This window comes from Streptomyces coeruleofuscus (assembly GCF_039532725.1).
GTDB lineage: Bacteria > Actinomycetota > Actinomycetes > Streptomycetales > Streptomycetaceae > Streptomyces > Streptomyces coeruleofuscus.
Window position 1 is genome coordinate 431,320 of record NZ_BAAASE010000001.1, and the last position, 22,035, is coordinate 453,354.

Sequence of the window (22,035 nt, forward strand, 5' to 3'; positions counted from 1 at the left end):
TTCCATGAGCGAATGTGTCTACGCCGCGACGGACCCCGCCCCCGCCCCCGCCACCGGAAACCCCGGACTCCGCAGCACGCGCCTGTCCGCGTCCACCGCGAACACCTCGCAGTGCTCACGGGCCGCCGCCCACTCGACGCCCTCGGCCCCCAGGGCGAACGCCGCCGTCGCGACCGTGTCCGCCTCGGTCAGGGTCGGGGCCACGACGGTCATGCTGACCAGGCCCGTCGCCGGGCGGCCCGTGCGGGCGTCGAGGATGTGGTCGCCGCGTTCGTAGCGGGCGGAGGTCGCGACGGCCCGGTCCGTGAGGTCCAGGACCGTACAGAGCCGGTCGGCGTTTTCGGGGTGGCGTACACCGACGCGCCAGGGGCCGCCGGAGGCGATCACGTCGCCGCCCGCGTTGAGGCAGAAGCGCCGCGCGCCGGCCGCCCACAGCAGCTCCGCCCCCTTCTGCACCGACCAGCCCTTCACCACGGCGCACGGGTCGAGGCCGCGGCCGGGCGGCCGGACGTCGAAGGCGCCGCCGGTCGCGATCCGGTATTCCTCGCACAGGTCCAGGACCTCGCGGAGCTCCGGGCCGGGGTCGCGCACCTCGCCTCGGTCCAGCCGTGACACCTCGCTGTCCGGCCGGAACGGACTGAACCGCGCGTCGACCTCGTGCAGCCAGGCGAAGAGGCCGTCCACCGGCGCCTCGGGGAAGTTTTCGTCGTCGATCCGTACCGACACCGGGAACCCCATGACGTGCTCCACGCGCCGCATGCCGTCAGCCCCTCGCGTCGATGGCGGCCTGGAGCGACTCCTTGTAGCCGTCGCTGGTGATCGTGGCACCGGACACCGTGTCGATGTCGGCGCTCTGCGCCTGGAGCGTCTCCTCGATCAGCTTCGGCACGGCGGCCGTGGTCTGCGGATGGTTCGGCTGCTGGAGCATCCGCACCGAGGCGATCTCGTCGCCGTCGAACGTGACCTCGACCTGCACCGGCCCCTTCTCGGTGTCGATGGCCGAGCCGGACACGACCGTGGTCGTCGTGCCGCCCGACGAGGAGACCGAGGGTGTCGACGCGGGCGCGGCGGCCCCGGCGGCGGACGACGACGCCGGCCCGGTGTCGGGCGACGGCGCGTACCGCCAGAGCGGGATCAGGCCCGCGACACTCAGGACGAGGACGGGTATGGCTCGCTTCACGAATCTCTCCTCGTCATCCGGCCAGGCTGAAGCGCTCGAAGTGGGTCTGCGTCCTGGGCACGCCCAGCTCGCGCAGGCTGCCGAGCACCGCGTTCATCATCGGCGGCGGGCCGCACAGGTACACGTCCCGGCCGGTGATGTCCGGGACCAGACGCGCCAGTTCCCGCGGCGCCAGCCGGTCGGGCACGGCCGGCCCGGTGACCAGGTGCAGCTCGGCGCCCTTGGCGAGCGCGAGTGCGCGCAGCTCGTCGTAGAGGACGGCGTCCTGGTCGGTGGCGACCCGGTAGATCACGACCGCGTGGCCGTGCAGTTCCTCCAGCAGGGCCCGGATCGGGGTGACACCGACGCCGCCGGCGATGAGCAGGGCGTCCGGGCGGGTGCGGTGCAGGGTGGTGAAGGCGCCGTAGGGGCCCTCGGCGAAGACCCGCGTGCCGACCTTCAGGTGCCGCAGGGCCGCGCTGCCGTCGCCCGCCCGCTTGGCGGTCAGGCGCAGGGTACGACCGTCCGGCGCGGCGGACAGCGAGAACGGGTTGGCCTGCCACCAGCGGTCCTTCGTCAGGAACCGCCACAGGAAGAACTGTCCCGCCCGGGCGGGCAGCCGGTCCAGGTCGCGGCCCGTGATGTAGACCGAGACCACGTCGTCGTTCTCCGGGACCACGGCCGTCACACGCAGCTGGTGGCGGAGATTGCGCCACAGCGGCAGCACCAGGCGGCCGAGGAACACCGAGGCGAGGGCCACGCCCCACACGCCGTACCAGTACGTCCGCGCCACGGACGACGAGGTGAACGACGTACCCGCCGCGACCTGGTGCGTGAACGCCAGCACCACCGCGACGTACGTGTACAGGTGGATGAAGTGCCAGGTCTCGTACGCCAGCCGGCGCCGGGCGTAGCGGGCCGAGACCGCGCCGACCACGATGATGATCACCAGGGCGGCGATCGCGCGCAGCACACCCTCGACGGTCTCCGCGAGATCCACCAGCTGGTTGACCGGGTCCAGCGACGAGGACCGGGCGTAGCCGAAGACGATGAACACGGCGTGCGCCAGCAGCAGCCACAGCACCGAGAAGCCCGTCCAGCGGTGCCAGGACGTCAGCCGGTCCATGCCGATCCGCCGGTCGAACCACGGCAGCCGCGCCACCAGCAGCAGCTGGAACGCCATGAGCAGCGCCCCGTACAGCCCCGCCAGCCGCCCCAGCACGATCAGCGTGTTCGAGGCGAAACCGGCCTGGACGAAGAAGACGGTCACCACGACCGCGTTGGCGAGCAGCAACGCGTACAGGCCGGAGCGGCCCACCACTCTCGGGCGCACGCCCGGCCGGGTCGCCGCGGGGGGTTCTTGGAGGGTCGTCACGATCGGCAGCTCCTTGATCGGATCCTGGGACACCGAGCTTGTCGCGGGGGAGCTGTCGGAATACTGTCGCCCGACTTTCAAGTGTTTATCGATCCGGCGGCGAAGGCCCGGGCGGCTATGGCGGCACGGGACGGGTGAAGCACTATGAGCGGGTGGAAAAAGTACGACTCCTCGTCGTCGACGACGACCCGCCCATCGCCGACCTCGTCGCGACCGTCGCCCGCTACGAGGGCTGGGAAGCGGTCACGGCGTACTCCGGCGAGGACGCACTGAAGCGGGCCGCCGAGTTCCACCCGGACATCGTGGTGCTCGACCTGATGCTGCCCGGCGTCGACGGCTTCGGCGTCCTGGACCGGCTGCGCGCCTCGGGCACGATGGTGCCGGTGGTGTTCCTCACCGCGCGCGACGGCGTTGCCGACCGGGTCGCGGGCCTGACCCGGGGCGGTGACGACTACCTGGTCAAGCCGTTCGCCGTGGAGGAGTTGATGGCCCGGCTGCGCACCGTGCTGCGGCGCAGCGCCGGCCCCGCCTTCCAGCGGTCCGTGCTCCAGGTCGGCGACCTGACCATGGACGAGGACACCCGCGAGGTGCGGCGCGGCGAGAAACTGCTGTCGCTGACCCCGACCGAGTACGAGGTGCTGCGCTACCTGATGCGCAAGTCGCCCACCGTCCTCACCAAGGCGCAGATCCTCGACCACGTGTGGGAGTACGGCTTCGGCGGCCGCTCCAACGTCGTCGAGCTGGTCATCAGCAGGCTGCGCCGCAAGCTCGACGAGACGGACGACGGCGGTGCGCCGCTGATCCACACCGTGCGGGGATTCGGGTACGTCCTGCGACAGGCCTCCGAGTGATCGCCCGGCTGCGGCGGGCCTACCGCGGGATGCGCCTGGGCACCCGGCTGGCCCTCGGCCTCGGCGCCCTGTCGCTGGTCGTCTTCGCCGTCGTCGGCACGGCCCTCACCACCTACATGCGCGACTACCTGTCGGCCCAGCTCGACACCCAGCTGGCGCAGGCCCAGATCGCCCAGTCCAAGAGCATCGCGGACTACGGCACGCTCTCGGGCAAGAAGTACTACAGCTGGTTCTACGCCGTGTACGACGTCTCGGACGGCACGCCCGAGCTCCGCAGGCCCGAGGACCCCGCCGACCTGCCCGAGGACGTCGACGACTTCACCGCCCTGGCCTCGGCGCAGAGCGCCGCGCACACGGAGCTGCTGCGCACCGAGCACCTCAGGGGCGCGGGCACCTACCGGCTGCGCGCCTGCGAGGTCGAACCCGGGGTGATCCTGGTGAGCGCCGCGCCCATGGAGGACATCGAGGACACGGTCGGGCAGCTGATCACCATCCAGGTCGTCACCTTCGCGCTCGCGCTGCTCGCCCTGGTGGTCTTCGGCCGCCGCATGCTGCGCCGCGGGCTGAAGCCGCTCAGCGACATGGCGTCCACCGCGCACGGCATCGCCTCGCACGACCTGACCGAGTCGGCGGCCCGGCTGCCGCTGCGCGCCGACGGCCGGGACGGCGGCCCGGAGGTGGACGAGCTGCGCACCGCCTTCAACACGATGCTGGAGCACATCGACGACTCCCTGGCCGTGCGCGCGGAGGCCGAGCAGCGGCTGCGCCGGTTCGTCGCGGACGCCTCGCACGAGCTGCGCACCCCGCTGATGTCGGTACGCGGCTACGCCGACCTGTTCCAGTACGCCGCCGCCAACGCCCCCGAGGAACGCGACCGGCACCTGGCCCGGCTGCGCGCCGAGGCCGCCCGGATGGGAATCCTCCTGGACGACCTGCTGCTGCTCGCCCGGCTGGACGCGGCGGAGGTGGAGGCGCCGCTGCGGTGTGAGGACGCCGACCTGGCGGGGCTGGTCCAGCAGGCCGCCGACGCCTTCCGGGCCAGCCGGCCGGACCACCCGCTGACGGTGACCGCCGGCCCGGGGGCGCTCAAGGTGCGCCTGGACCCGCAGCGCGTCCGGCAGGTCCTGGACAACCTCCTCGCCAACGCGGCCGTGCACACCCCGCCCGGAACCCCGGTGTCCGTGGACGTCACCGTCGCCTCCCACACCGCCGTGGTCCGGATCGCCGACGCGGGCCCCGGCATCCCGCCCGAGGACCAGGAGCGCGTCTTCGACCGCTTCTACCGCGTCGACAAGGCCCGCAGCCGCGACCGCGGGGGCAGCGGCCTCGGCCTGGCGGTCGCCCACTCCCTGGTCCGGGCCCACGGCGGCCGCATCGAGCTGGACAGCGAACCGGGGGCGACGGTGTTCACCGTGCGCCTGCCGTTGAACGGGGCGGCGCTCCCGGCCGCCCCGGGGCCGGAAACGACCGCCGTCTAGACTCGACCGGCAACAGCCCGTACGACCATGGCCAAAGTTTCCGCCAACCCGAAGGGCCCGGCGTCTTGATACGGATCGATTCAGTCACCAAGCGGTACCCGGACGGCACGGTGGCGGTCGACCGGCTGTCGCTGGAGATACCCGACCGCTCGATCACCGTCCTCGTCGGACCGTCGGGCTGCGGCAAGACGACCACCCTGCGGATGATCAACCGGATGGTCGAACCGAGCGAGGGAACCATCCTCCTCGACGGCGAGGACATCCTGCGGCAGCCCGTCACCACCCTGCGCCGGTCCATGGGTTACGTCATCCAGAACGCCGGCCTCTTCCAGCACCGCACGATCGTCGACAACATCGCGACCGTGCCCCGCATGCTCGGCTGGGGCAAGCAGAAGGCCCGGGCGCGGGCCGCGGAGCTGATGGAGCGGGTGGGGCTCGACGCCGCGCTCGCCAAGCGGTACCCGTACCAGCTCTCCGGCGGCCAGCAGCAGCGCGTCGGCGTGGCCCGGGCGCTCGCCGCCGACCCGCCGGTGCTGCTCATGGACGAGCCGTTCTCGGCGGTCGACCCGGTGGTGCGCAAGGGACTCCAGGACGAACTGCTGCGCATCCAGGACGAGTTGGGCAAGACCATCGTCTTCGTCACCCATGACATCGACGAGGCGATCAAGCTCGGCACGATGGTCGCCGTGATGCGCACCGGCGGTCACCTCGCCCAGTACGCGCCCCCGGCCGAGCTGCTGTCCCGCCCCGCCGACGCCTTCGTCGAGGACTTCCTCGGCGGTGACCGCGGCATCCGGCGCCTGTCGTTCTTCCCCTCCGCGCGGCTGGAGTTGACGAGCGACCCGGTGATACCGCTCGACGCCACCGCCGAGCAGATCGCCGCCCCCGACGCGCCCTACCTCCTGGTGACCGACGCCGACGGCCGGCCGCTCGGCTGGAGCGAGCCGCGGGACCTGGTGGCGGGGGACATCCGGCCGGAGCGACTGCTCTCCTACGGGCGGCCGTTCGTGCCCGGCACCGACTCGTTGCGGGACGCCCTCGACTGCGCGGTGCTGTCGCCGGCCGGCTGGGCCGTCGCGGTGGACACCGGCGGGCGGGTGACCGGCGTGGTCTCGCAGCAGACCATCGGCGAGGCGATCCGCAGCGCCCACGCCGCGGGGCGCGACGACGAGAAGGTCGCCGGATGAGCGACTACCTGCACGACTTCTTCGACATGCCGAGCGACCTCCAGCACAGCTGGATCGGACTGGTCGGACTGCACCTGAGGGAAGCTCTGCTGCCGGTCGTGGCCGGACTGCTCCTGGCGCTGCCGATCGCCCAGCTCTGCGTGCGCTTCCGCTGGCTCTACCCGCCCGTCCTCGGCGTCACGACCGTGCTGTACGCCGTCCCGTCGCTGGCGTTCTTCGTCGTCCTCATCAACTACACGGGGCAGACCGAACTCACCGTGATGATCCCGCTGGCCGTGTACAGCCTGGTGGTGCTCGTCCCGGCGATCGTCGACGGGGTGCGCTCGGTGCCCCCGGAGACCCTGTCCGCGGCCACCGCCATGGGCTTCGGTCCCGTACGGCGGTACTTCCAGGTGCAGTTGCCGATCGCGGTCCCGGCGATCATCGCGGGTCTGCGGGTGGCGACCGTGTCGAGCATCTCCCTCGTCAGCGTCGGCATGCTGATCGGCAACCAGGGCGCGCTCGGCAACCTGCTGCACGACGCGCAGATCTACAACCGGCCCGAACTGACCTGGAACTCCGTGATCACCACGGCCCTCCTGGCGATTCTCGTCGACGCCCTGCTGGTCCTCGTGCGCGTGCTGCTGACGCCGTGGATGCCCAGCGGCACGGCCGGCCGCAAGCAGGCGCCCGCCCTCAAGGACGCAGCCCGGTGAACGTACTCGACTTCGTCAACGCCTTCTTCAGCGACAGCGCCCACTGGCACGGCTACGACGGCATCCCGGCCCGCCTCGGGGAACACGTGCAGTACACCCTGGAGGCGCTCGCCCTCGCCGCCGCGATCGGACTGCCGGTCGGCCTGGTCACCGGTCACTACGGGCGCGGCGGGAACGCCCTGTCCCTGGTCGCCACCGCCGGGCGGGCCCTGCCCAGCTTCGGCCTGCTGGTGCTGATGACGACCCTGCTGGGGTTCGGGATGCTGCCCGTGATGATCCCGCTGGTCGTCCTCGCCGTCCCGCCGATCCTCGTCACCACCTATGAGGCGATGCGCTCCGTCGACCCCTCACCGGTGGACGCCGCCCGGGGCATGGGCATGCAGGAGTCCCGCATCCTCTTGCAGGTGGAACTGCCGGTCGCCCTGCCGCTGATCCTGAGCGGCCTGCGCTCGGCGGCCATCCAGATCGTGTCGACGGCGACCATCGCCGCGTACGTCAGCCTGGGCGGCCTCGGACGGTACATCGTCGACGGTCTCTACCAGCGCAACTACGAGAAGGTGGTGGGCGGCGCGACGCTGGTCGCCGTCCTGGCGCTGGTCACGCTCGCGCTGTTCTGGGCGGTCGCGCGGGTCGCGGTGTCGCCCGGAGTGCGCAGGAGATGAGAGACGGAGTGCCGCAATCTGCCGCAGATCGACACTGATTGTAACCAGGCTGCTCTTGACTGACCGATCAGCGGCTGGCTTGGATCAGTGGGTGATTACTACGGCGAAGAGCAGCACCCGGTCCATCACGAGGCACCCCGGCGCGGCAGCGGTCGCGCTCGCCGCGGCGGCGGCTCTTCTCGGAGGCTGTTCCTCCGGCGGCACCTCCGACGACCCGCTCAAGGGCGGCGGAGCGGAGAGCGGCACCGTCGTGGTCGGCTCCAACAACTTCGCCGAGAGCATCCTGCTCGCCGACATCTACGGCGAGGCCCTCAAGGCCAAGGGCATCAAGGTCACCTACAAGCCCAACATCGGCAGCCGTGAGACGACGTACGGCCTGATGAAGAACGGCGCCATCACCCTGCTGCCGGAGTACAACGGCTCCCTGCTGGCGTACCTCGACGCCAAGGCCAAGCCGAAGACGGTCGAGGAGACCACGACCGCGATCAACGGCAAGCTCGACTCCAAGCTGGAGCTGCTGAAGCCGTCGGCCGCGCAGAACAAGGACTCCGTGACCCTCAACGCGGAGACCGCGAAGAGGTACGAGCTCACCTCCGACTCCTCCATCGGGGAGCTCAAGGACGTCGCCAAGGACATAGTGTTCGGCGGCTCCCCGGAGTTCCAGACCCGGCACCAGGGCCTGGTGGGCCTGAAGTCGGTGTACGGGCTGGAGTTCAAGTCCTTCAAGTCCCTCGACGCGGGCGGGCCGCTGACCCAGACGGCGCTGAAGAAGAACACCGTGCAGGCCGCGGACCTCTTCACCACCGACCCGACCATCGCCCGGGACAAGTTCGTCGTCCTGAAGGACCCGGAGAACCTCTTCGGCTTCCAGAACGTGCAGCCGCTGGTCCGCAAGGGCGAGCTGTCCAAGGAGGGCGCCGAGGCGCTCGACGCGGTCTCGGCCAAGCTCGACACGAAGACGCTGCTCGACCTGGACGCACAGGTGCAGCTCCAGAAGAAGGACCCGCTGGACGTGGCCAAGGCGTGGCTGAAGTCGGCGGGCCTGGTCTGAGTCCGAGCCGGCTGCCCGGCACGATGCGGTAACGGTTCGGGCGGATCCCCAGTGGATCGAACGCGGGCCGGGGGTGGGGCGTCACAGGGACGGAACCATCCCCGGTCACCGCGAACCCCTGGGAGAGTCATGCGTACCGACATGACCCGCACCGCCCGTCTGCTCCTCGTCCTCGTCCTGTCCGCCGCCGGAGCCGGTGCCGCCGCGGGGTGCGGCACGGCGGAAGCCGGCCGCACCGATCCGGCCCCGTCCCCGCGCTCCAAGGACCGCGCCCATCGGGTCGCGGAAGCCTGGGACGGCTCCCGCGCGGCCGCGCAGTGGCGCGCGGGCTACCACCCCGTCGCACCGGTCGTCCAACTGCCCGCGGGCGGCCTCCGCGACGACGCCGACCGGCGCGCGTACGCGACCGGCACCTTCGACCTGAAGGCGCCGCTCCCCTCCACCCGGGGAAAGAGCGGCCGGGTGACGTGGAAGGAAGGGGGCTCGCTCACCAGGCCCCTCGTGGCGGCCGAGCAGGCTTACCGAACCTTGGACAGCAACAGCGGCCCCGGTCCCCGACTGACCGTCACCAAGGCCGAGTTGGGGGACATGACCGTGCTCACCGGTCGCGGGCCGGCGACCGTACCGGCCTGGCTGTTCACCCTGGAGGGCTATGCCGCTCCCCTGAAGACGGCCGCCGTCACCCCCTCGGAGCCGCCCGCGCCGCCCGTCGCGCCGCTCGGGCAGGACGTACCCACGGACGTGCTGGCGCCGCTCGGCGGCCTGACGGGGGTGGCGGAGGACGGCCGGTCCGTCACCGTGGTGGCGCACCACGGATCCTGCGACGACGGCCCCGTCGTGACGGCGCTGGAGACGCGCGGCAGCGTCGTGCTGTCCGCCTCCGTGACCGGCACCGACGACGGTCCCTGCACGAGTGACCTGCGCGGCGAGAAGGTGACGGTGAAGCTGGACCGGCCGGTCGGCGACCGCGTCGTCCTGGACGCGTTCACGGGCCGCCCGGTGCCGTACACCGAGTGGCCCGGGCCGACACCCGGCCGGAGCTGAGACATCCCTGGCTCAGCCCTGCACCGCCGTCGCGATCAGCTGGTCGAGCAGGGCGATCAGCAAGTCCCGGCACGACTCCCTCTCCCGCGCGTCGCACAGCAGCACCCGCACGTGCTCCGGCACCGCCAGGGCGTCCCTGATGTCCTCGGGCGGATACGGGTGTTCGCCGTGGAAGCCGTTGACCCCGACGACGAAGGGGATGCCCCGGCGTTCGAAGAAGTCGATCGCGGCGAAGCTGGACTCGGGTCTGCGGACGTCGACCAGGACCACGGCACCGAGCGCGCCGAGGGCCAGGTCGTTCCACATGAACCAGAACCGCTGCTGCCCCGGCGTACCGAACAGGTACAGCACCAGGTCCCGGCTGATGGTGATCCGGCCGAAGTCCAGGGCCACGGTGGTGGCCCGCTTCGCCTCGATACCGTCCAGGTCGTCGATGCCCAGACCGGCCATGGTCAGGGGTTCCTCGGTGCGCAGGGGGACGATCTCACTGACCGACCCGACCATGGTGGTCTTGCCCACGCCGAAGCCCCCGGCGATGAGGATCTTGACCGTGTCGGGTGCCGAGGACGCGTCGGTGGCGACGTCAGAGCCGGCCAAGGCCGTCCCTCACTTTCTTCAGCAGGTCCAAATCCGGAGCGGTACGGGAAACGAGGCGCGGCGGACGGACGGTGATCCGGCCCGCCTCCAGCAGGTCGCAGAGCAGGATGGCGACCACGCTCACCGGCAGGTCGAGCCGGGCGGCCAGCTCGGCCACGGCCATCGGCTCGGCGCACAACCGGAGGATCCGGGTGTGCTCGGGCTGGCACCGGGCCGCCGCATCGGGCTGCGGATCGACCGCGGTCACCGTCGCGATGAGCGTGAAGTCGGCGCGGCTGGGCCGGGTCCGGCCACCGGTCAGCGTGAACGGCCGTACGAGCCGCCCCGCCGAGTCGCCTCCGCCCACCTCACACGCCGGGATCGACGACGGGCCCGGCCATGCCCCGCGGTGCCGCGCTGAGGTGCTCGCCGATCTTCTTCACCAGCATGTTCATCTGATACGCCACCACACCGACGTCCGCGCCCGGCCCGGTGAGCACGACCAGGTGGGCGCCGGGGCCGGCGGAGGTGAGGATCAGATAGCTGTTGGCCATCTCGATGAGCGCCTGGCGCACCGGACCGCCCCGGAAGTCCATGCTGACGCCCTTGCTGAGGCTCATCAGCCCGGACGCGGTCGCCGCGAGCCGCTCCGCGTCGTCGCGCAGGAATCCGGTGGACTTGCTGACCACCAGGCCGTCCTCGGACAGCACCACGGCCTGGTTCACATCGGCGACCCGCTCCACGAGTCCGGTCAGCAGCTGGTCGAGCTGGGTGTGCGTGGCGGGGATGGGGCGTGTCATTGCGGTGTCCTTAGTCAGCGGTCGGCGGGCGGAGTCGAGGGGACGGGGGCGGCGGCCTGGCGGGGTGGTGCGGCCGCCTCCTCGTCGCACGGCGGTTCGGCGTCGTCGTCACGGGCCCGGAGCGTGCCGCGCTGGAAGCCGGCCAGGGAGGAGGCGGCCGCTTCCGCGGTGAAGTCGTCGGGGGAGCCGTCGTCGCCGGCGGACGCGGGCTCCTCGCGCAGTTCCTCCACCAGGCTGGTCTGCGGCACCCGGCGGGGAAGCGGGGCGAGACCGTCCCGGCGGGGGACGACCGCGCGGGCGTCGGGGGTGGTCCGGGCCGACGCGAGGGGCAGGGGCTCGCGCGCGGACCCGGCGGTGCCCGCGACACCGTCCGGCTCGTCGGCGTCCTTGGGCTTCTCGGCGCTCTCGGCGTCCACCGGGCTCCGCCCGCCGACCGGAGCCGGTACGTCCACAGCACTCCGCCCGTCGTCCGCCGGGCTCCGCCCGTCCTCCCCAGCGTCACCGGTCCGCGGGCTGCCGCCCGCCCCCCTCGGACCGACGGAGGAGGCCAGGCCACTCGGGCCGGCCACGTCCCCGGCGTCCCGCGCGCCCGGCGCACCGGCCTGGAGGAGTTCCCGCACCACGATGTCGTGCGGTACCAGCACGATCGCCGTGGTCCCGCCGTAGGGCGACGCGCGCAGGGTGACGGCGATGCCGTGCCGGTGGGCCAGCTGGGCGATCACGAACATGCCGAGCCGCAGGTCGTCGGCGAGCGCCACCACGTCGAACTGCGGGGGCACCGCGAGCTGTTCGTTGAAGGACGCGTAGTCCTCCTCCGACATGCCGAGGCCGCGGTCCTCGACCTCGACGGCCAGGCCCTTGGAGACCATCCCGGCCCGCACCGTGACGGCGCTCGGAGCGGGGGAGTAGGCGGTCGCGTTGTCGATGAGCTCGGCCAGCAGATGGATGACGTCGGCCACCGCGGGCGGCGCGAGGTACACCTCCTCCTCGGTGTGCACCTCCACCCGCTGGTACTCGGCGACCTCGCCGACCGCACTGCGCAGGATGTCGATCAGCGCGACCGGCTCGCTCCAGCTGCGGCCGGGCCGCTCGCCGCTGACGATGACGAGGTTCTCCTCGTAGCGGCGCAACTGGCTGGCCGTGGAGTCCAGTTCGTACAGGCCCTTGAGGATGTCCGGGTCGGAGTGCTCGCGTTCCAGCGTGTCGAGCCTGCTGAGCTGGAGGTTGACCAGGTTCTGGCTCTGCCGGGCGATGCCCAGGATGATCTTCTGGAAGCCGCGCCGGGTGTCGGCGAGTTCGACCGCGGTGTGCACGGCCGTGCGCTGGGCGGTGTTGAACGCCTGGGCCACCTGGCCGAGTTCGTCGTGCCCGTAGTCCAGTGGGGGCGTCGCGGACTCCGGGTCGACCGTCTCGCCCCGCTCCAGCCGCGCCACCACGTCGGGCAGCCGCTCCTGCGCGAGGCTGACGGCGGCCCGGCGCAGGCCGCGCAGCCGCCGGGACAGCGATCGGGTGATCCGCCAGGACATGCCGACGCACACCAGCAGCGCGAGCAGTCCGCCGGCGCTCAGGATCCCCGCCTTGAGCAGCAGCCCGTCCGCCTTGTCGGCACTGCGTTCGAGCAGGCCCGTGGTCTGCCGCTGGATCAGGCTCGCGTACTGCTCGGACAGCTTGTCCATGGCGGCGTTCCACCGCTTCCGGGCGTCGGGCAGGGCGATCCGGTCCGCGGCGGCGCCGGCGTTCCGGGCCGCCAGCACCTGGTCCTCGATCGCCTGGAGCGTCTGCCACTCCGGGCTCGCCAGGATCCGCTCGGTCTGTGCCTTGGCCGTGCCGGTCAGCTGGGGCACGACCTGGTCCTTGACCAGCCAGCGCCGGGTGTTCACCAGCTCCGTGAACTGCGTCCAGGCGTTGTCGTCCAGATGCCCGGAGGGCCAGGCCAGGGTGAGCTGAGCGTCCTCCCGGGAGACCAGTTCCGCCGCGTGCTCCAGCCCGACCAGCGGCCCCGCCTGCGAGGTGAGGTCGCCGTCGTCGACCTGGGAGAGCTCCTGGAAGGCGTGGATCTGGTCGTCGATGATCGAGGAGTACTGGTCCAGCGCCTGCTGCGGGGTGATGTCGGTCGGGTCGTCGACCTGGTCCCGGTAGTACTCCAGGCTGCCCACCGAGCCCAGCACCGAGTACAGCCGGTCCGAGACGCGGGAGGGCGCCTTCTCGATCGCGTCCGCCTGCCCGACCAGCTTCGCGACCGCCGCGTCGGTCTCCTCGCGCTGCGCGTCGAGGGCGGCCCGGGAGCCGTGCGGCGAGGCCAGCCAGGCCGCCGACAGGCTGCGTTCCCGCTGGAGGGCGAGCGTCGCGTCCGTGCCCATGGCACCCGTCGACCGGCTCAGCTCCGTCTGGTCACGCAGCCGGAGCCCCTCCGAGAACATCTGGATGGTCGTCACGCCCCACATGGCGGCGAGGGTGACGCTGGGCACCAGGGCCAGAAGCACCAGGGAGAGGCGTATGGATCCGAGACGGCGCCGGGCACCTGTCCGTCGAGACATCGTCGTCCTAGGGCGATCAGCGGGGAGGGAGGAACGGGGAGGCGGATCGGTGGAGGCGGGGGGTGGGGGACGAACGCGGGGGTGTGGGGGTGCCGGTTACGGCACATGGGATGCGCAGGATGTTATCCGTACAAGTGACCGCGCGGGCCGGGCCTGACCGAATCTTTGGCGACACCGTCACAGGACGTGCCCGGTCACCGGGTCCCGGCGGCGGCGAACCGTGCCACCGCGGACACGTTGGACCTGGTCACGAACGCCGGGCCGGTGAGCACCGGAGCCGTCCCGCCGCCGCTGACGTTGCCGTTGGTCCGGTAAAGCCACAGGGCGTCCACCGCGAGGTAGCCCTGGAGGTAGGGCTGCTGGTCCACGGCGAACTGCACGTCGCCGCCCCGGACCGCCTTGACCAGGTCCTTGTTGAGGTCGAACGTGGCGACCTTGGCCCTGCTGCCGGCCTGCTCGACGGCCTCGACCGCGCTGAGCCCGTACTGGGCGCCCAGGGTGACGACCTCGTCGATGCTGGAGTCCTGCCGCAGCCGGGACGCGATCGTGGCGGTCACCGCGTTCATGTCGCTGCCGTCCACGTACAGGTTGTCGGTGTCGCCGTCGAACGTCTTCCGTACGCCGGCGCAGCGGGCCTCCAGCGCGACGTTGCCCCGCTCGTGCACGACGCACAGGGCGTGCTTGGCCCTGACCTCGTCCAGCTTGTCGCCGACGGCCTGGCCGGCGACGGACTCGTCCTGGCCGAAGTACTCCAGCAGGCCCGCCGGCCGCCAGGCGTCGATGCCGGAGTTGAGCCCGACGACGGGTATGCCGGCCGCCTTGGCCCGGGCGATCGGGCCCCGCATCGCCGCCGGCTTGGCCAGCGTCACCGCGATGCCGTCGACCTTGTCGCCGACCGCGTCCCGAACCAGCGCGGCCTGCGCGGCCGCGTCGGAGTCGCTGGCGTACGTCAGGTCGATGCCGTCCTTGGCGGCCGCCGCCTCGGCGCCCCTGCGCACCAGGTCCCAGAAGGCGTCGCCCTTGCCGCCGTGCGTGATCAGGGCGACCTTCATCCCACCGCCCGGCCCGCCCACCGGGTCAGCGTCCGACCCGTCGTCACTCGCGCCGAGGACGGAGCAGCCGGCCACCAGCAGACACACGGCGGACACCAGGGCCGCGACCCGGGTGAGTCTCGCGGAGGTGTGCGGCGGGGGAGGAGTGTTCATGAGGGGCGGACCTCGCTGTGCGGCCGAGCAAGAGCAGGGGGGAGAGCACACACGGACCGCGCCTGAGCACGGACCGGATGACTCTCGCTGGCCCGGAGCCAACCTTGTGTGACCACCGGGCGTCAAGTGAGCGGCCACATGCAGTGAGTTACCGCTGCCGCATCGTGATGATCTGTCCGACAGGTCGAACGTCCGAGGTCACCCCCTGGTTTTCCGTACCGTCCGTGCGGTTCGGACGCCGGCTGACGGTGCGGTCCGGAAGAGGACGAGAACGCCGCGGACCCGGCCTCCGGTGATCCGGCCGGGCCCGCCGCGCAGTCCGTCAGCCCGTCAGGACCGGCAGCGTCCGATGGCCGTGGGAGATGAACGAGTCCACCGGCCGCAGCTCGTCCGCCGGCACGGCGAGGGTGAGTCCGGGGAACCGTTCGAAGAGGGCGGGCAGGGCCACGCGCGCCTCCAGTCGGCCGAGCGGAGCGCCCAGGCAGTGGTGGGCGCCGTATCCGAAGGCCAGGTGGTCCTTCACGGCGCGGGTGACGTCGAAGGCGCCGGCGTCCGGGCCGTGCTGCTCCGGGTCGCGTCCGGCGGCGGCGTACGCGGCGAGGATCGCCTCGCCCTTGCGGATCACCTGGCCGTCCGGGCCGCCCAGTTCACCGAGGGGCAGGTCCTCGACGGCGTACCGCAGCGGCAGGCTGGCCACCGGTGCCTCGGCCCGCAAGGTCTCCTCGATCACGTCGTCCCAGGAGGCGCGGCCACCCCGGACGTGCGCGAGCTGGTCGGGGTGGGTGAGCAGGGCGTGGACGGCGTTGTCGAGCAGGTTGACCGTCGTCTCGTGGCCGGCGCTGATCATCAGCATCAGTGTGTCGAGCAGCTCCTGCTCGCTGAGCCGGGTGCCGCTCTCCTCCTCGCGGGCCGCGATCAGCGCGCTGGTCAGGTCGTCGCCCGGCGCCGCCCGTTTGACGGCGACGAGCTCACCGAGGACGGCGTAGAACCGGGCGTAGATGTCGGCGACTTCTGCGGCGTCCGCCGAGGTGTGGAAGACACCGTCCACCACGACCCGCAGCTCGGGGCCCAACTCATCGGGTAATCCGAGCAGTTCGCCGATGACCTGGATGGGCAGCGGATAGCAGAACTCCTCCCGCAGATCGACCGCGTGGCCGTCCGCCCCACCACCCGCCCCGGCCTTGGCGACCCGGTCGAGCAGCGTCGCGGTGATCTCCTCGATCCGGGGCCGCAGCGCGGCGGTGCGGCGGGCGGTGAACGCCTTGGAGACGAGGGTGCGCAGCCGCTTGTGCTCGGTGCCGTAGGCCGTGAACATGTTCCGCACCGAGACCCAGGTGTACAGCGGCCAGTCCGGTGAGACCTCGCCGTCGAGCCAGCGGTGCCAGTGCCGGCGCGCGTCCTTCGACACCCGTGGGTCGGTGAGCAGCCGCTTCAGCAGCGGGGCGCTGCTGACCGCCCAGGCCGGGACACCGTGGGGGAGTTCGACGGGGGTGACGGGGCCGCGCTCGCGGATCCGGTCGGCCTCGCCGTGGATGTCGCGGCCGGTCGGGTCGATCACTATCGGGTGTGTGAACTGCATGGACTCTCCCTGGTCTGGCGGCGGTTCGCATGGCACGCGGGCGCCTCGTGGGCGGGTGCGCGACACGTCCAGCCAAGTGGCCGCGGCCGGGCGGCGCCAGAGGGTGGGGAATCACTGGCCGGATTCAGGCGGCGTGGCCGGCTTCCCGCTCCAGGGGCCGCGCCGTCGCCTTGGCGGCCCGTGCCTGCTTCCTGCGCTGCCGCCGGCTGACGCGCGGTTCCTGGTCCGGCAGCCACCCGAAGGTGAGGCAGCTGCCGACCACGCCCAGGAGCAGGCCCACGAAGAAGCCGCCCAGGTTCGAGGTCAGCCAGGTCCCCAGGGAGACCAGCACCCCGACGACCGAGTAGAACAGGCGCTGCGAGGGGTTGAAGAGGATCAGCACGCCGCACAGCAGCATCACGGCCGGGAGCAGGTAGCCGGCCAGGCCCTGCATGCCGACGTGGAGGATGACGTCCAGCGACGCCTTCAGGGTGAGCAGGACCTCCGCCCCGCCCAGGGCGAGCAGCAGCCCGCCCCAGAAGGGACGGCCCGCCCGCCACCGGCGGAAGGCGGGCCGGACCTTCCCGCGCGGTCCGCCGGGCATCAGCAACCCGACCCGCTGAAGCCCAGTTTCAGCCCGGGCAGCTTGAACACACCGGCCGTCGTGGCGTAGTTGGTCTGCCGCAGGTTGGCGATGCGCACGGTGTCCGACTGCTGGCTGAACACGCCCTTCGGCCCGCGGCCCAGCGGCCCGGCCTTGTCGAGCGTGCTGGCGTCGTTGCCGATCTCGATGTTCTTGAAGGCCGCGTCGCCCGAGAGCTCCGTGGAGTCGGTGGTCAGATCGCTGGCCCGGACCTTCTGCGCGCCGCCACCCGCCCTGATGACCAGGTTCGTGCCGCCCAGGTCCACGCTCTGGCACAGCTTGGTGAGCGTCGCGTCCTTGATCACGGAGGTGACGACCAGCACCTGACCGCCGGTGTCACCCGCGTTCGGGCTGCCCTCGGCCATCTCGTCCAGGCCGCCGAACTGTGCGAAGCCGGTGCCGTTCAGCTCGGTGGCGGTGACCGTGAACGGCATGCCGGAGATGGCGAACTGCACGCCCAGCGCCCCTTCGGCGGTGAGGACCGCGAGGCCGGCGGCGACCACGGCGGCCGGCACCGCCATCACCGCGGCCCGGCGTGCCCGGACCCGCCCGCGTCGCGCGGGAACGTCACCGACGTCGGCGGTGGCGGGGCCTTCCGGTCTTTCGGAGGTGTGCTCGGCGGAGGAGGTCATGTCTGCTCCAGGTGCGTGTCGGTGCGGATCGGACTTCGGTGGCAGGTTGCCCTGGCGCGGACACCGACCGCGTACGCACGTCTCCCCGCAACTCCCGGCGGTTGCAAGGGCTTTCTCGTTACGCCGCAGTAGCCGACTCGGAAGTTACCGGGGGTTACATGAAGGGTCAAGGGAAGTGTGAACAAAGAGTGCGGGATGTGCGCCGCGTGTGAGTCATCACCCTTCGGAAAGTCGCAACGAACGCACAACTCCCTTGCGAACCCTTGACGTTGGCTGACGCCCAGGTCTACAACTCTCCTCGTCTCAACGGATCCGTGGCGCCGGATCCGCCGCGCGGCACCGTCCGCGTGTCCCGGACCGCTCGTCCCGTACGGGCAGCTCGCCGCCCGGCGTGTCCGCACGGGCTTTCCACCGCCCGAGTCCGCTCCTCCACGGCACCGGCACGGGCCCCTCCCAGAGCGCCGTGCCACCAGCCACCCCCCGCCCGGCCCGGCCCGAGGCCTGTCCCCGTTGCGCGCCTCCGGCCGGTCACCGGTCTGCCGTTGCCGGTCCGTCACGTACGGAGAAGGCGTAACGGGCCGGCGACGGCGGACGCCGAACCGCGTCCCCGCACCTCACCCCGCTTCAGAGAAGAGGTACACCCGCATGCGTACGCGCACCCTCCTCACCCTCACCGCCGCCGTCGCCGCCCTGGGCCTCACCGCCCCCGCCTCGGCGGCCGACACCCCCGTCCTGACCACCGCGGACGGCGCGGCCGTCGCGGTCGGCGACGTCCTCGACGCGTCCCTGGCGAGCGGCACCGCCGCCACCTTCTACTCCAGCGCGACCGGCACCAGCGGCATCTCGTGCACCTCGTCGGCGTTCGCCGCCACCGTCAACGACAACCCGGCCGCTCCCGGCACCGCCACCGAGTCCCTGACCTCGCACAGCTTCGACACCAGCGGCTGCACCGCCAACGTCGTCGGAGTGCTCGGCGTCAGCGGCATCACCGTCGACAACCTGCCCTACACCACCAGCGTGTCCTCGGACGGCACGGTCTCCGTGACCCCGGGCGCGGGCTCCGCCATCCAGTCCACGGTCCGGCTGCGCACCCTGCTCGGCACCATCAACTGCGTCTACCGGGCACCCAGCCTGACCGGCAAGTCGAGCAACGCCGACAACAGCATCTCCTTCACCAACCAGCAGTTCACGAAGGCGTCCGGCTCGTCGCTGTGCTTCGCCAACGCCTTCTTCACCGCCAAGTACTCGCCGGTGACCAAGGGAGGCGTCGCCGTCAACGTCAACTGACCGCTGACGAGCGTCGGTTCAGCGCCGACGCAGCCGTACCGCCAGGGCGGCGCCGCCGGTGAGCAACAGCACCGCCGCGGCGCCGCCCGCCAGCATGGGGGTGGACGGGCCGGAGGCGGATTCGGAGGCGGATCCGGGAGTGGGCACGGAGGTGGGTCCGGAGGCGGGTCCGGAGTTCGAGGCCAACGGCGTGCTCTCCTTCCCCACTCCCCGCGACGCCTGCTTCTCCCCTCCCCGCGACGCCTCCTTCTCCTGCTTCTCCTCCGGGAGCGCCCTGTCCTTCTTCTCCGGGAACACCACGTCCGAGCAGGAGTAGTACGTATCCGGCGTACTGCTGTTCTGCCAGACCGTGTACAGCACGTGCCGCCCGGTCCGGTCGGACGGCAGGGTCGCCTCGACGCGGTACGCGCCGTCCGTCAGGGCCGGGTCCGCCACCTCGGCGAACGGCTTCTCGGGCAGGTCGGACCACGACAGCGGCCCGGCCGGGTCGTAGCCGGGCTTCGTCAGGTACATCCGGAACGTGCCGGTGTGCGGGATCGTCGAGACGTACCGCATGGTCAGCGTCTGGCCGGGCGTCATCCGGGTCGCCGGCCAGTCGGCGCGGGCGAGGTCGAGTCCCTTGTAGCCGGGCAGGCCCCCGCTGCACAGCTTCCCGTCGGGGACGACCTGCCGGTCCCGGCCGTCCACGTTCGCCACCCGCAGGTTGTCCCACGCCGTGAAGGGCGCTCCGTTCGCCGCGACGGCCGCGCGGCAGGCCGCCGAGCCCGCTCGCCCGCCGCCCTCGGGGGAACAGGCCACCACCCGGCTCACCGGATCCGTCGGCGCGCCGTGCGCCCGCGCCGGACCCGCCGCCCACAGCGGCAGCAGCAACGGGGTCACGAGGGCGGCCGTGAGCACGGCGCGGTGTGCGGTGGTACGGGGCATCCGTCTGCGTCTCCTCGGCCGGGCCGGAGCGGTCGGTAGTGCAATACGGGCAACCGGCCCGGCGCGTTCACCGCGCCACGACCTGTTCGAAAAGGGGGTCATCCGCCGCCAACTGCCCGCCATAGAGGGTGGGTTTCCGGCTCGATCGAGGGTTTCCCCCGTATCCCGATGACCTTCACTTTGCCTATCGTTCGACCACAGCTGACCCACAGGTAACCCCGGACGGGTCCGCTCCCCACACGCCTGGCCGGCCACCGCGTCGCTCTTTCGAACCACCCCCCTCCGCTTCAGCGAGGAAGCGCATCCACCGCCGCTCCGCCCAGCCCGGAGTCCGGCCACGAAAGGCAACGACCGTGCGTATCTCCCCAGAGTTCAGACGGAAGCTGATATCCGTCACCGCCGTCTCCGCCGCCCTGCTGACCGCCGCCCCCGCCTCGGTCGCCGTCGCCCAGGAGACCGCACCCCGGCCGGCCCCCGTTCCGGCCGCCCAGACCGAGGCCGCCCCCGGCACCCCGGCCGAGCGGCTCATCGTCGGCTACAAGTCCGGCGCGACCGAGGCGAAGTCCGACAAGGCCGCCGCCGCCGACGCCGCGGCCAAGGCCGAGAAGACCGGCGAGGACGTCGACTTCCAGCGCCGCCTCGGCACCGGCGCCGCCCTCGTCGACCTGGGCACGAACCCCGCGCGGGCGGACGTCGCCGACGTCGTCGCCCAGTACCAGGCCGACCCGCAGGTCGCCTACGTCGTGCCGGACCGCCTGAACAAGCCGACGGCCGTCACGCCGAACGACACCGACTACGGCAAGCAGTGGGACCTGTTCGAGTCCACCGCGGGCATGAACGTCCCGGCCGCCTGGGACACGACCACCGGCAGCGGCGTCACCGTCGCCGTCATCGACACCGGTTACGTCACCCACTCCGACCTGGCCGCGAACATCGTCGGCGGGTACGACTTCATCTCCGACACCGCCGTCTCCGTCGACGGCAACGGCCGTGACAGCAACCCGGCCGACCCGGGCGACTGGTACAACGCGGGCGAGTGCGGCGCGGGCATCCCGGCCTCCAACTCCTCCTGGCACGGCACGCACGTGGCCGGCACCATCGCCGCCGCCACGAACAACGGCAAGGGCATCGCCGGCATCGCCCACGGCGCGAAGATCTCCCCGGTCCGCGTCCTCGGCAAGTGCGGCGGCTACGACTCCGACATCATCGACGCCATCACCTGGGCGTCCGGCGGCACCGTCTCCGGCGTCCCCGCCAACACCAACGTCGCCAAGGTCATCAACATGAGCCTCGGCGGGGGCGGCGCGTGCTCCACCGCCACCCAGAGCGCCATCAACGGCGCCGTGAACCGCGGCACCTCGGTCGTCGTCGCGGCCGGCAACGAGAACCAGAACGCCAGCAGCTCCTCGCCGGCGAACTGCAACAACGTCATCACGGTCGCCGCGACCAACCGCGCGGGCAGCCGGGCGTCGTACTCCAACTACGGCACGGTCGTCGACATCTCAGCCCCCGGCGGCGAGACCCGGACCTCCACCGCCAACGGCATCCTGTCCACGCTGAACTCCGGCACGAAGACGCCGTCGAGCGAGAACTACGCCTACTACCAGGGCACCAGCATGGCCACCCCGCACGTCGCGGGCCTCGCCGCCCTGATGAAGTCGGCCAACTCCGCCCTCACCCCGGCGCAGATCGAGTCGGCCATCAAGGCCAACGCCCGTCCGCTGCCCGGCACCTGCTCCGGCGGCTGCGGCGCCGGTCTCGCGGACGCCGCCAAGACGGTCCAGGCCGTCAAGGGCGGTACGTCCACCGGCACGACCTTCTCCAGCACCACCGCCGTCGCCATCCCGGACAACGGCGGGGCGATCGAGTCGCCGATCAGCGTCACCGGCCGCAGCGGCAACGCGCCGTCGGCACTCCAGGTCGGCGTCGACATCACCCACACCTACCGCGGCGACCTCGTCATCGACCTGGTCGCGCCGGACGGTTCGGCGTACCGTCTGAAGTCCGCCGCCTCCGACTCCGCCGACAACGTGAACACCACCTACACGGTGAACGCCTCCGGCGAGAGCGCCAACGGCACCTGGAAGCTGCGCGTCCAGGACACCGCGGCGCAGGACACCGGCACGCTCAACGGCTGGAAGCTGACCTTCTGATCCTTCTGAATCTCCTGGTCCTCCCTCGAAGAGGACGCTGAACGGGCAGCTCACAAGCGGGCGGGCCGGCCGGTGCGGATGGGGCACCGGCCGGCCCGCCTTTACGTGCGGCCGCACAACCCCCACAGTTAGATACCGAACGCGCTGTTTTCTTTCACCAGTTGCGATTGTTTTGCCGGATGTGCACCCGCACTCCGGCACACTGGTGTGGTGAACAC

General features: G+C 71.8%; 21 protein-coding genes. 9 read left to right on the forward strand and 12 right to left on the reverse strand.

Annotated elements, in window-relative coordinates:
• Positions 1-18: 18 nt before the first annotated feature.
• The 3 genes from ABFX81_RS01810 to ABFX81_RS01820 are packed head-to-tail and all read right to left on the reverse strand — an operon-like array spanning position 19 to position 2,534.
• On the reverse strand, positions 19-759 hold the full coding sequence (locus ABFX81_RS01810; protein ID WP_346137526.1) for an FAD:protein FMN transferase: 741 nt from the start codon (positions 757-759) through the stop codon (positions 19-21).
• Between the two features lie 4 nt (positions 760-763).
• Positions 764-1,180 (reverse strand): FMN-binding protein, encoded by a 417-nt coding sequence (locus ABFX81_RS01815; protein WP_086850547.1) that lies wholly within the window; start codon positions 1,178-1,180, stop codon positions 764-766.
• Between the two features lie 13 nt (positions 1,181-1,193).
• Positions 1,194-2,534 carry a ferredoxin reductase family protein gene (locus tag ABFX81_RS01820; protein WP_346137527.1) on the reverse strand — a complete coding sequence of 447 codons (1,341 nt, stop codon included), beginning with the start codon at positions 2,532-2,534 and terminating at the stop codon, positions 1,194-1,196.
• A gap of 152 nt (positions 2,535-2,686) precedes the next feature.
• Here ABFX81_RS01820 and ABFX81_RS01825 point away from each other — a divergent pair, with 152 nt between their 5' ends.
• The 7 genes from ABFX81_RS01825 (at position 2,687) to ABFX81_RS01855 (ending at position 9,502) form a co-directional block, all read left to right on the forward strand.
• On the forward strand, positions 2,687-3,385 hold the full coding sequence (locus tag ABFX81_RS01825) for a response regulator transcription factor (RefSeq protein WP_086850548.1): 699 nt from the start codon (positions 2,687-2,689) through the stop codon (positions 3,383-3,385).
• On the forward strand, positions 3,382-4,863 hold the full coding sequence (locus ABFX81_RS01830) for an ATP-binding protein (RefSeq protein WP_086850549.1): 1,482 nt from the start codon (positions 3,382-3,384) through the stop codon (positions 4,861-4,863). Before ABFX81_RS01825 ends, ABFX81_RS01830 begins: the two co-directional genes overlap by 4 nt.
• Positions 4,864-4,928: 65 nt before the next feature.
• Positions 4,929-6,050, forward strand: a complete 1,122-nt coding sequence (locus ABFX81_RS01835; RefSeq protein ID WP_346137528.1) for an ABC transporter ATP-binding protein — start codon at positions 4,929-4,931, stop codon at positions 6,048-6,050.
• 8 nt (positions 6,051-6,058) lie between these two features.
• Positions 6,059-6,745 carry an ABC transporter permease gene (locus ABFX81_RS01840; protein WP_086850565.1) on the forward strand — a complete coding sequence of 229 codons (687 nt, stop codon included), beginning with the start codon at positions 6,059-6,061 and terminating at the stop codon, positions 6,743-6,745.
• Positions 6,742-7,407, forward strand: coding sequence for an ABC transporter permease subunit (locus ABFX81_RS01845; protein WP_086850551.1), 666 nt, complete (start codon positions 6,742-6,744; stop codon positions 7,405-7,407). The genes ABFX81_RS01840 and ABFX81_RS01845 overlap by 4 nt, the downstream gene beginning before the upstream one ends.
• A gap of 94 nt (positions 7,408-7,501) precedes the next feature.
• Entirely contained in the window at positions 7,502-8,458 is a 957-nt protein-coding gene (locus tag ABFX81_RS01850) for an ABC transporter substrate-binding protein (protein ID WP_086850567.1), read from the forward strand.
• A gap of 129 nt (positions 8,459-8,587) precedes the next feature.
• On the forward strand, positions 8,588-9,502 hold the full coding sequence (locus ABFX81_RS01855) for a hypothetical protein (RefSeq protein WP_086850553.1): 915 nt from the start codon (positions 8,588-8,590) through the stop codon (positions 9,500-9,502).
• Positions 9,503-9,514: 12 nt separating this feature from the next.
• Here the strand turns inward: ABFX81_RS01855 and ABFX81_RS01860 are convergent, their stop codons facing one another.
• The 8 genes from ABFX81_RS01860 to ABFX81_RS01895 form a co-directional block, all read right to left on the reverse strand.
• Positions 9,515-10,099, reverse strand: coding sequence for an ATP/GTP-binding protein (locus ABFX81_RS01860; protein ID WP_086850555.1), 585 nt, complete (start codon positions 10,097-10,099; stop codon positions 9,515-9,517).
• Entirely contained in the window at positions 10,086-10,445 is a 360-nt protein-coding gene (locus ABFX81_RS01865) for a DUF742 domain-containing protein (RefSeq protein WP_086850557.1), read from the reverse strand. The genes ABFX81_RS01860 and ABFX81_RS01865 overlap by 14 nt, the downstream gene beginning before the upstream one ends.
• A 1-nt stretch (position 10,446) precedes the next feature.
• Positions 10,447-10,878: a roadblock/LC7 domain-containing protein gene (locus ABFX81_RS01870; RefSeq protein WP_020271575.1), complete on the reverse strand. Its 432-nt coding sequence runs from the start codon at positions 10,876-10,878 to the stop codon at positions 10,447-10,449.
• 14 nt (positions 10,879-10,892) lie between these two features.
• Positions 10,893-13,415: a sensor histidine kinase gene (locus ABFX81_RS01875; protein ID WP_346137530.1), complete on the reverse strand. Its 2,523-nt coding sequence runs from the start codon at positions 13,413-13,415 to the stop codon at positions 10,893-10,895.
• Positions 13,416-13,609: 194 nt separating this feature from the next.
• Positions 13,610-14,620, reverse strand: a complete 1,011-nt coding sequence (locus ABFX81_RS01880; protein WP_346137531.1) for a substrate-binding domain-containing protein — start codon at positions 14,618-14,620, stop codon at positions 13,610-13,612.
• 322 nt (positions 14,621-14,942) lie between these two features.
• Positions 14,943-16,199, reverse strand: a complete 1,257-nt coding sequence (locus tag ABFX81_RS01885) for a cytochrome P450 (protein WP_086854820.1) — start codon at positions 16,197-16,199, stop codon at positions 14,943-14,945.
• 124 nt (positions 16,200-16,323) lie between these two features.
• Complete coding sequence (locus ABFX81_RS01890; protein ID WP_086854821.1) at positions 16,324-16,782, reverse strand: DUF6114 domain-containing protein; 459 nt, start codon at positions 16,780-16,782, stop codon at positions 16,324-16,326.
• Entirely contained in the window at positions 16,782-17,453 is a 672-nt protein-coding gene (locus tag ABFX81_RS01895) for a DUF6230 family protein (protein ID WP_086854822.1), read from the reverse strand. Before ABFX81_RS01895 ends, ABFX81_RS01890 begins: the two co-directional genes overlap by 1 nt.
• 645 nt (positions 17,454-18,098) lie before the next feature.
• On the opposite strand from ABFX81_RS01895, the gene ABFX81_RS01900 reads away from it, so the two are divergent.
• Positions 18,099-18,740, forward strand: coding sequence for a Tat pathway signal sequence domain protein (locus tag ABFX81_RS01900; RefSeq protein WP_346137532.1), 642 nt, complete (start codon positions 18,099-18,101; stop codon positions 18,738-18,740).
• Positions 18,741-18,758: 18 nt separating this feature from the next.
• Here the strand turns inward: ABFX81_RS01900 and ABFX81_RS01905 are convergent, their stop codons facing one another.
• Positions 18,759-19,664, reverse strand: coding sequence for a lytic polysaccharide monooxygenase (locus ABFX81_RS01905; RefSeq protein WP_086855606.1), 906 nt, complete (start codon positions 19,662-19,664; stop codon positions 18,759-18,761).
• Between the two features lie 353 nt (positions 19,665-20,017).
• On the opposite strand from ABFX81_RS01905, the gene ABFX81_RS01910 reads away from it, so the two are divergent.
• Positions 20,018-21,817, forward strand: coding sequence for a S8 family peptidase (locus ABFX81_RS01910; RefSeq protein ID WP_346137533.1), 1,800 nt, complete (start codon positions 20,018-20,020; stop codon positions 21,815-21,817).
• The last annotated feature ends 218 nt before the right edge of the window (positions 21,818-22,035 follow it).

Coding starts and splice junctions, on each gene's coding strand:
- ABFX81_RS01810 (WP_346137526.1), bottom strand. CDS start 759: ATGCGGCGCGTGGAGCACGTCATGGGGTTCCCGGTGTCGGTACGGATC.
- ABFX81_RS01855 (WP_086850553.1), top strand. CDS start 8,588: ATGCGTACCGACATGACCCGCACCGCCCGTCTGCTCCTCGTCCTCGTC.
- ABFX81_RS01870 (WP_020271575.1), bottom strand. CDS start 10,878: ATGACACGCCCCATCCCCGCCACGCACACCCAGCTCGACCAGCTGCTG.
- ABFX81_RS01875 (WP_346137530.1), bottom strand. CDS start 13,415: ATGTCTCGACGGACAGGTGCCCGGCGCCGTCTCGGATCCATACGCCTC.
- ABFX81_RS01880 (WP_346137531.1), bottom strand. CDS start 14,620: ATGAACACTCCTCCCCCGCCGCACACCTCCGCGAGACTCACCCGGGTC.
- ABFX81_RS01885 (WP_086854820.1), bottom strand. CDS start 16,199: ATGCAGTTCACACACCCGATAGTGATCGACCCGACCGGCCGCGACATC.
- ABFX81_RS01890 (WP_086854821.1), bottom strand. CDS start 16,782: ATGCCCGGCGGACCGCGCGGGAAGGTCCGGCCCGCCTTCCGCCGGTGG.
- ABFX81_RS01895 (WP_086854822.1), bottom strand. CDS start 17,453: ATGACCTCCTCCGCCGAGCACACCTCCGAAAGACCGGAAGGCCCCGCC.
- ABFX81_RS01900 (WP_346137532.1), top strand. CDS start 18,099: ATGCGTACGCGCACCCTCCTCACCCTCACCGCCGCCGTCGCCGCCCTG.
- ABFX81_RS01905 (WP_086855606.1), bottom strand. CDS start 19,664: ATGCCCCGTACCACCGCACACCGCGCCGTGCTCACGGCCGCCCTCGTG.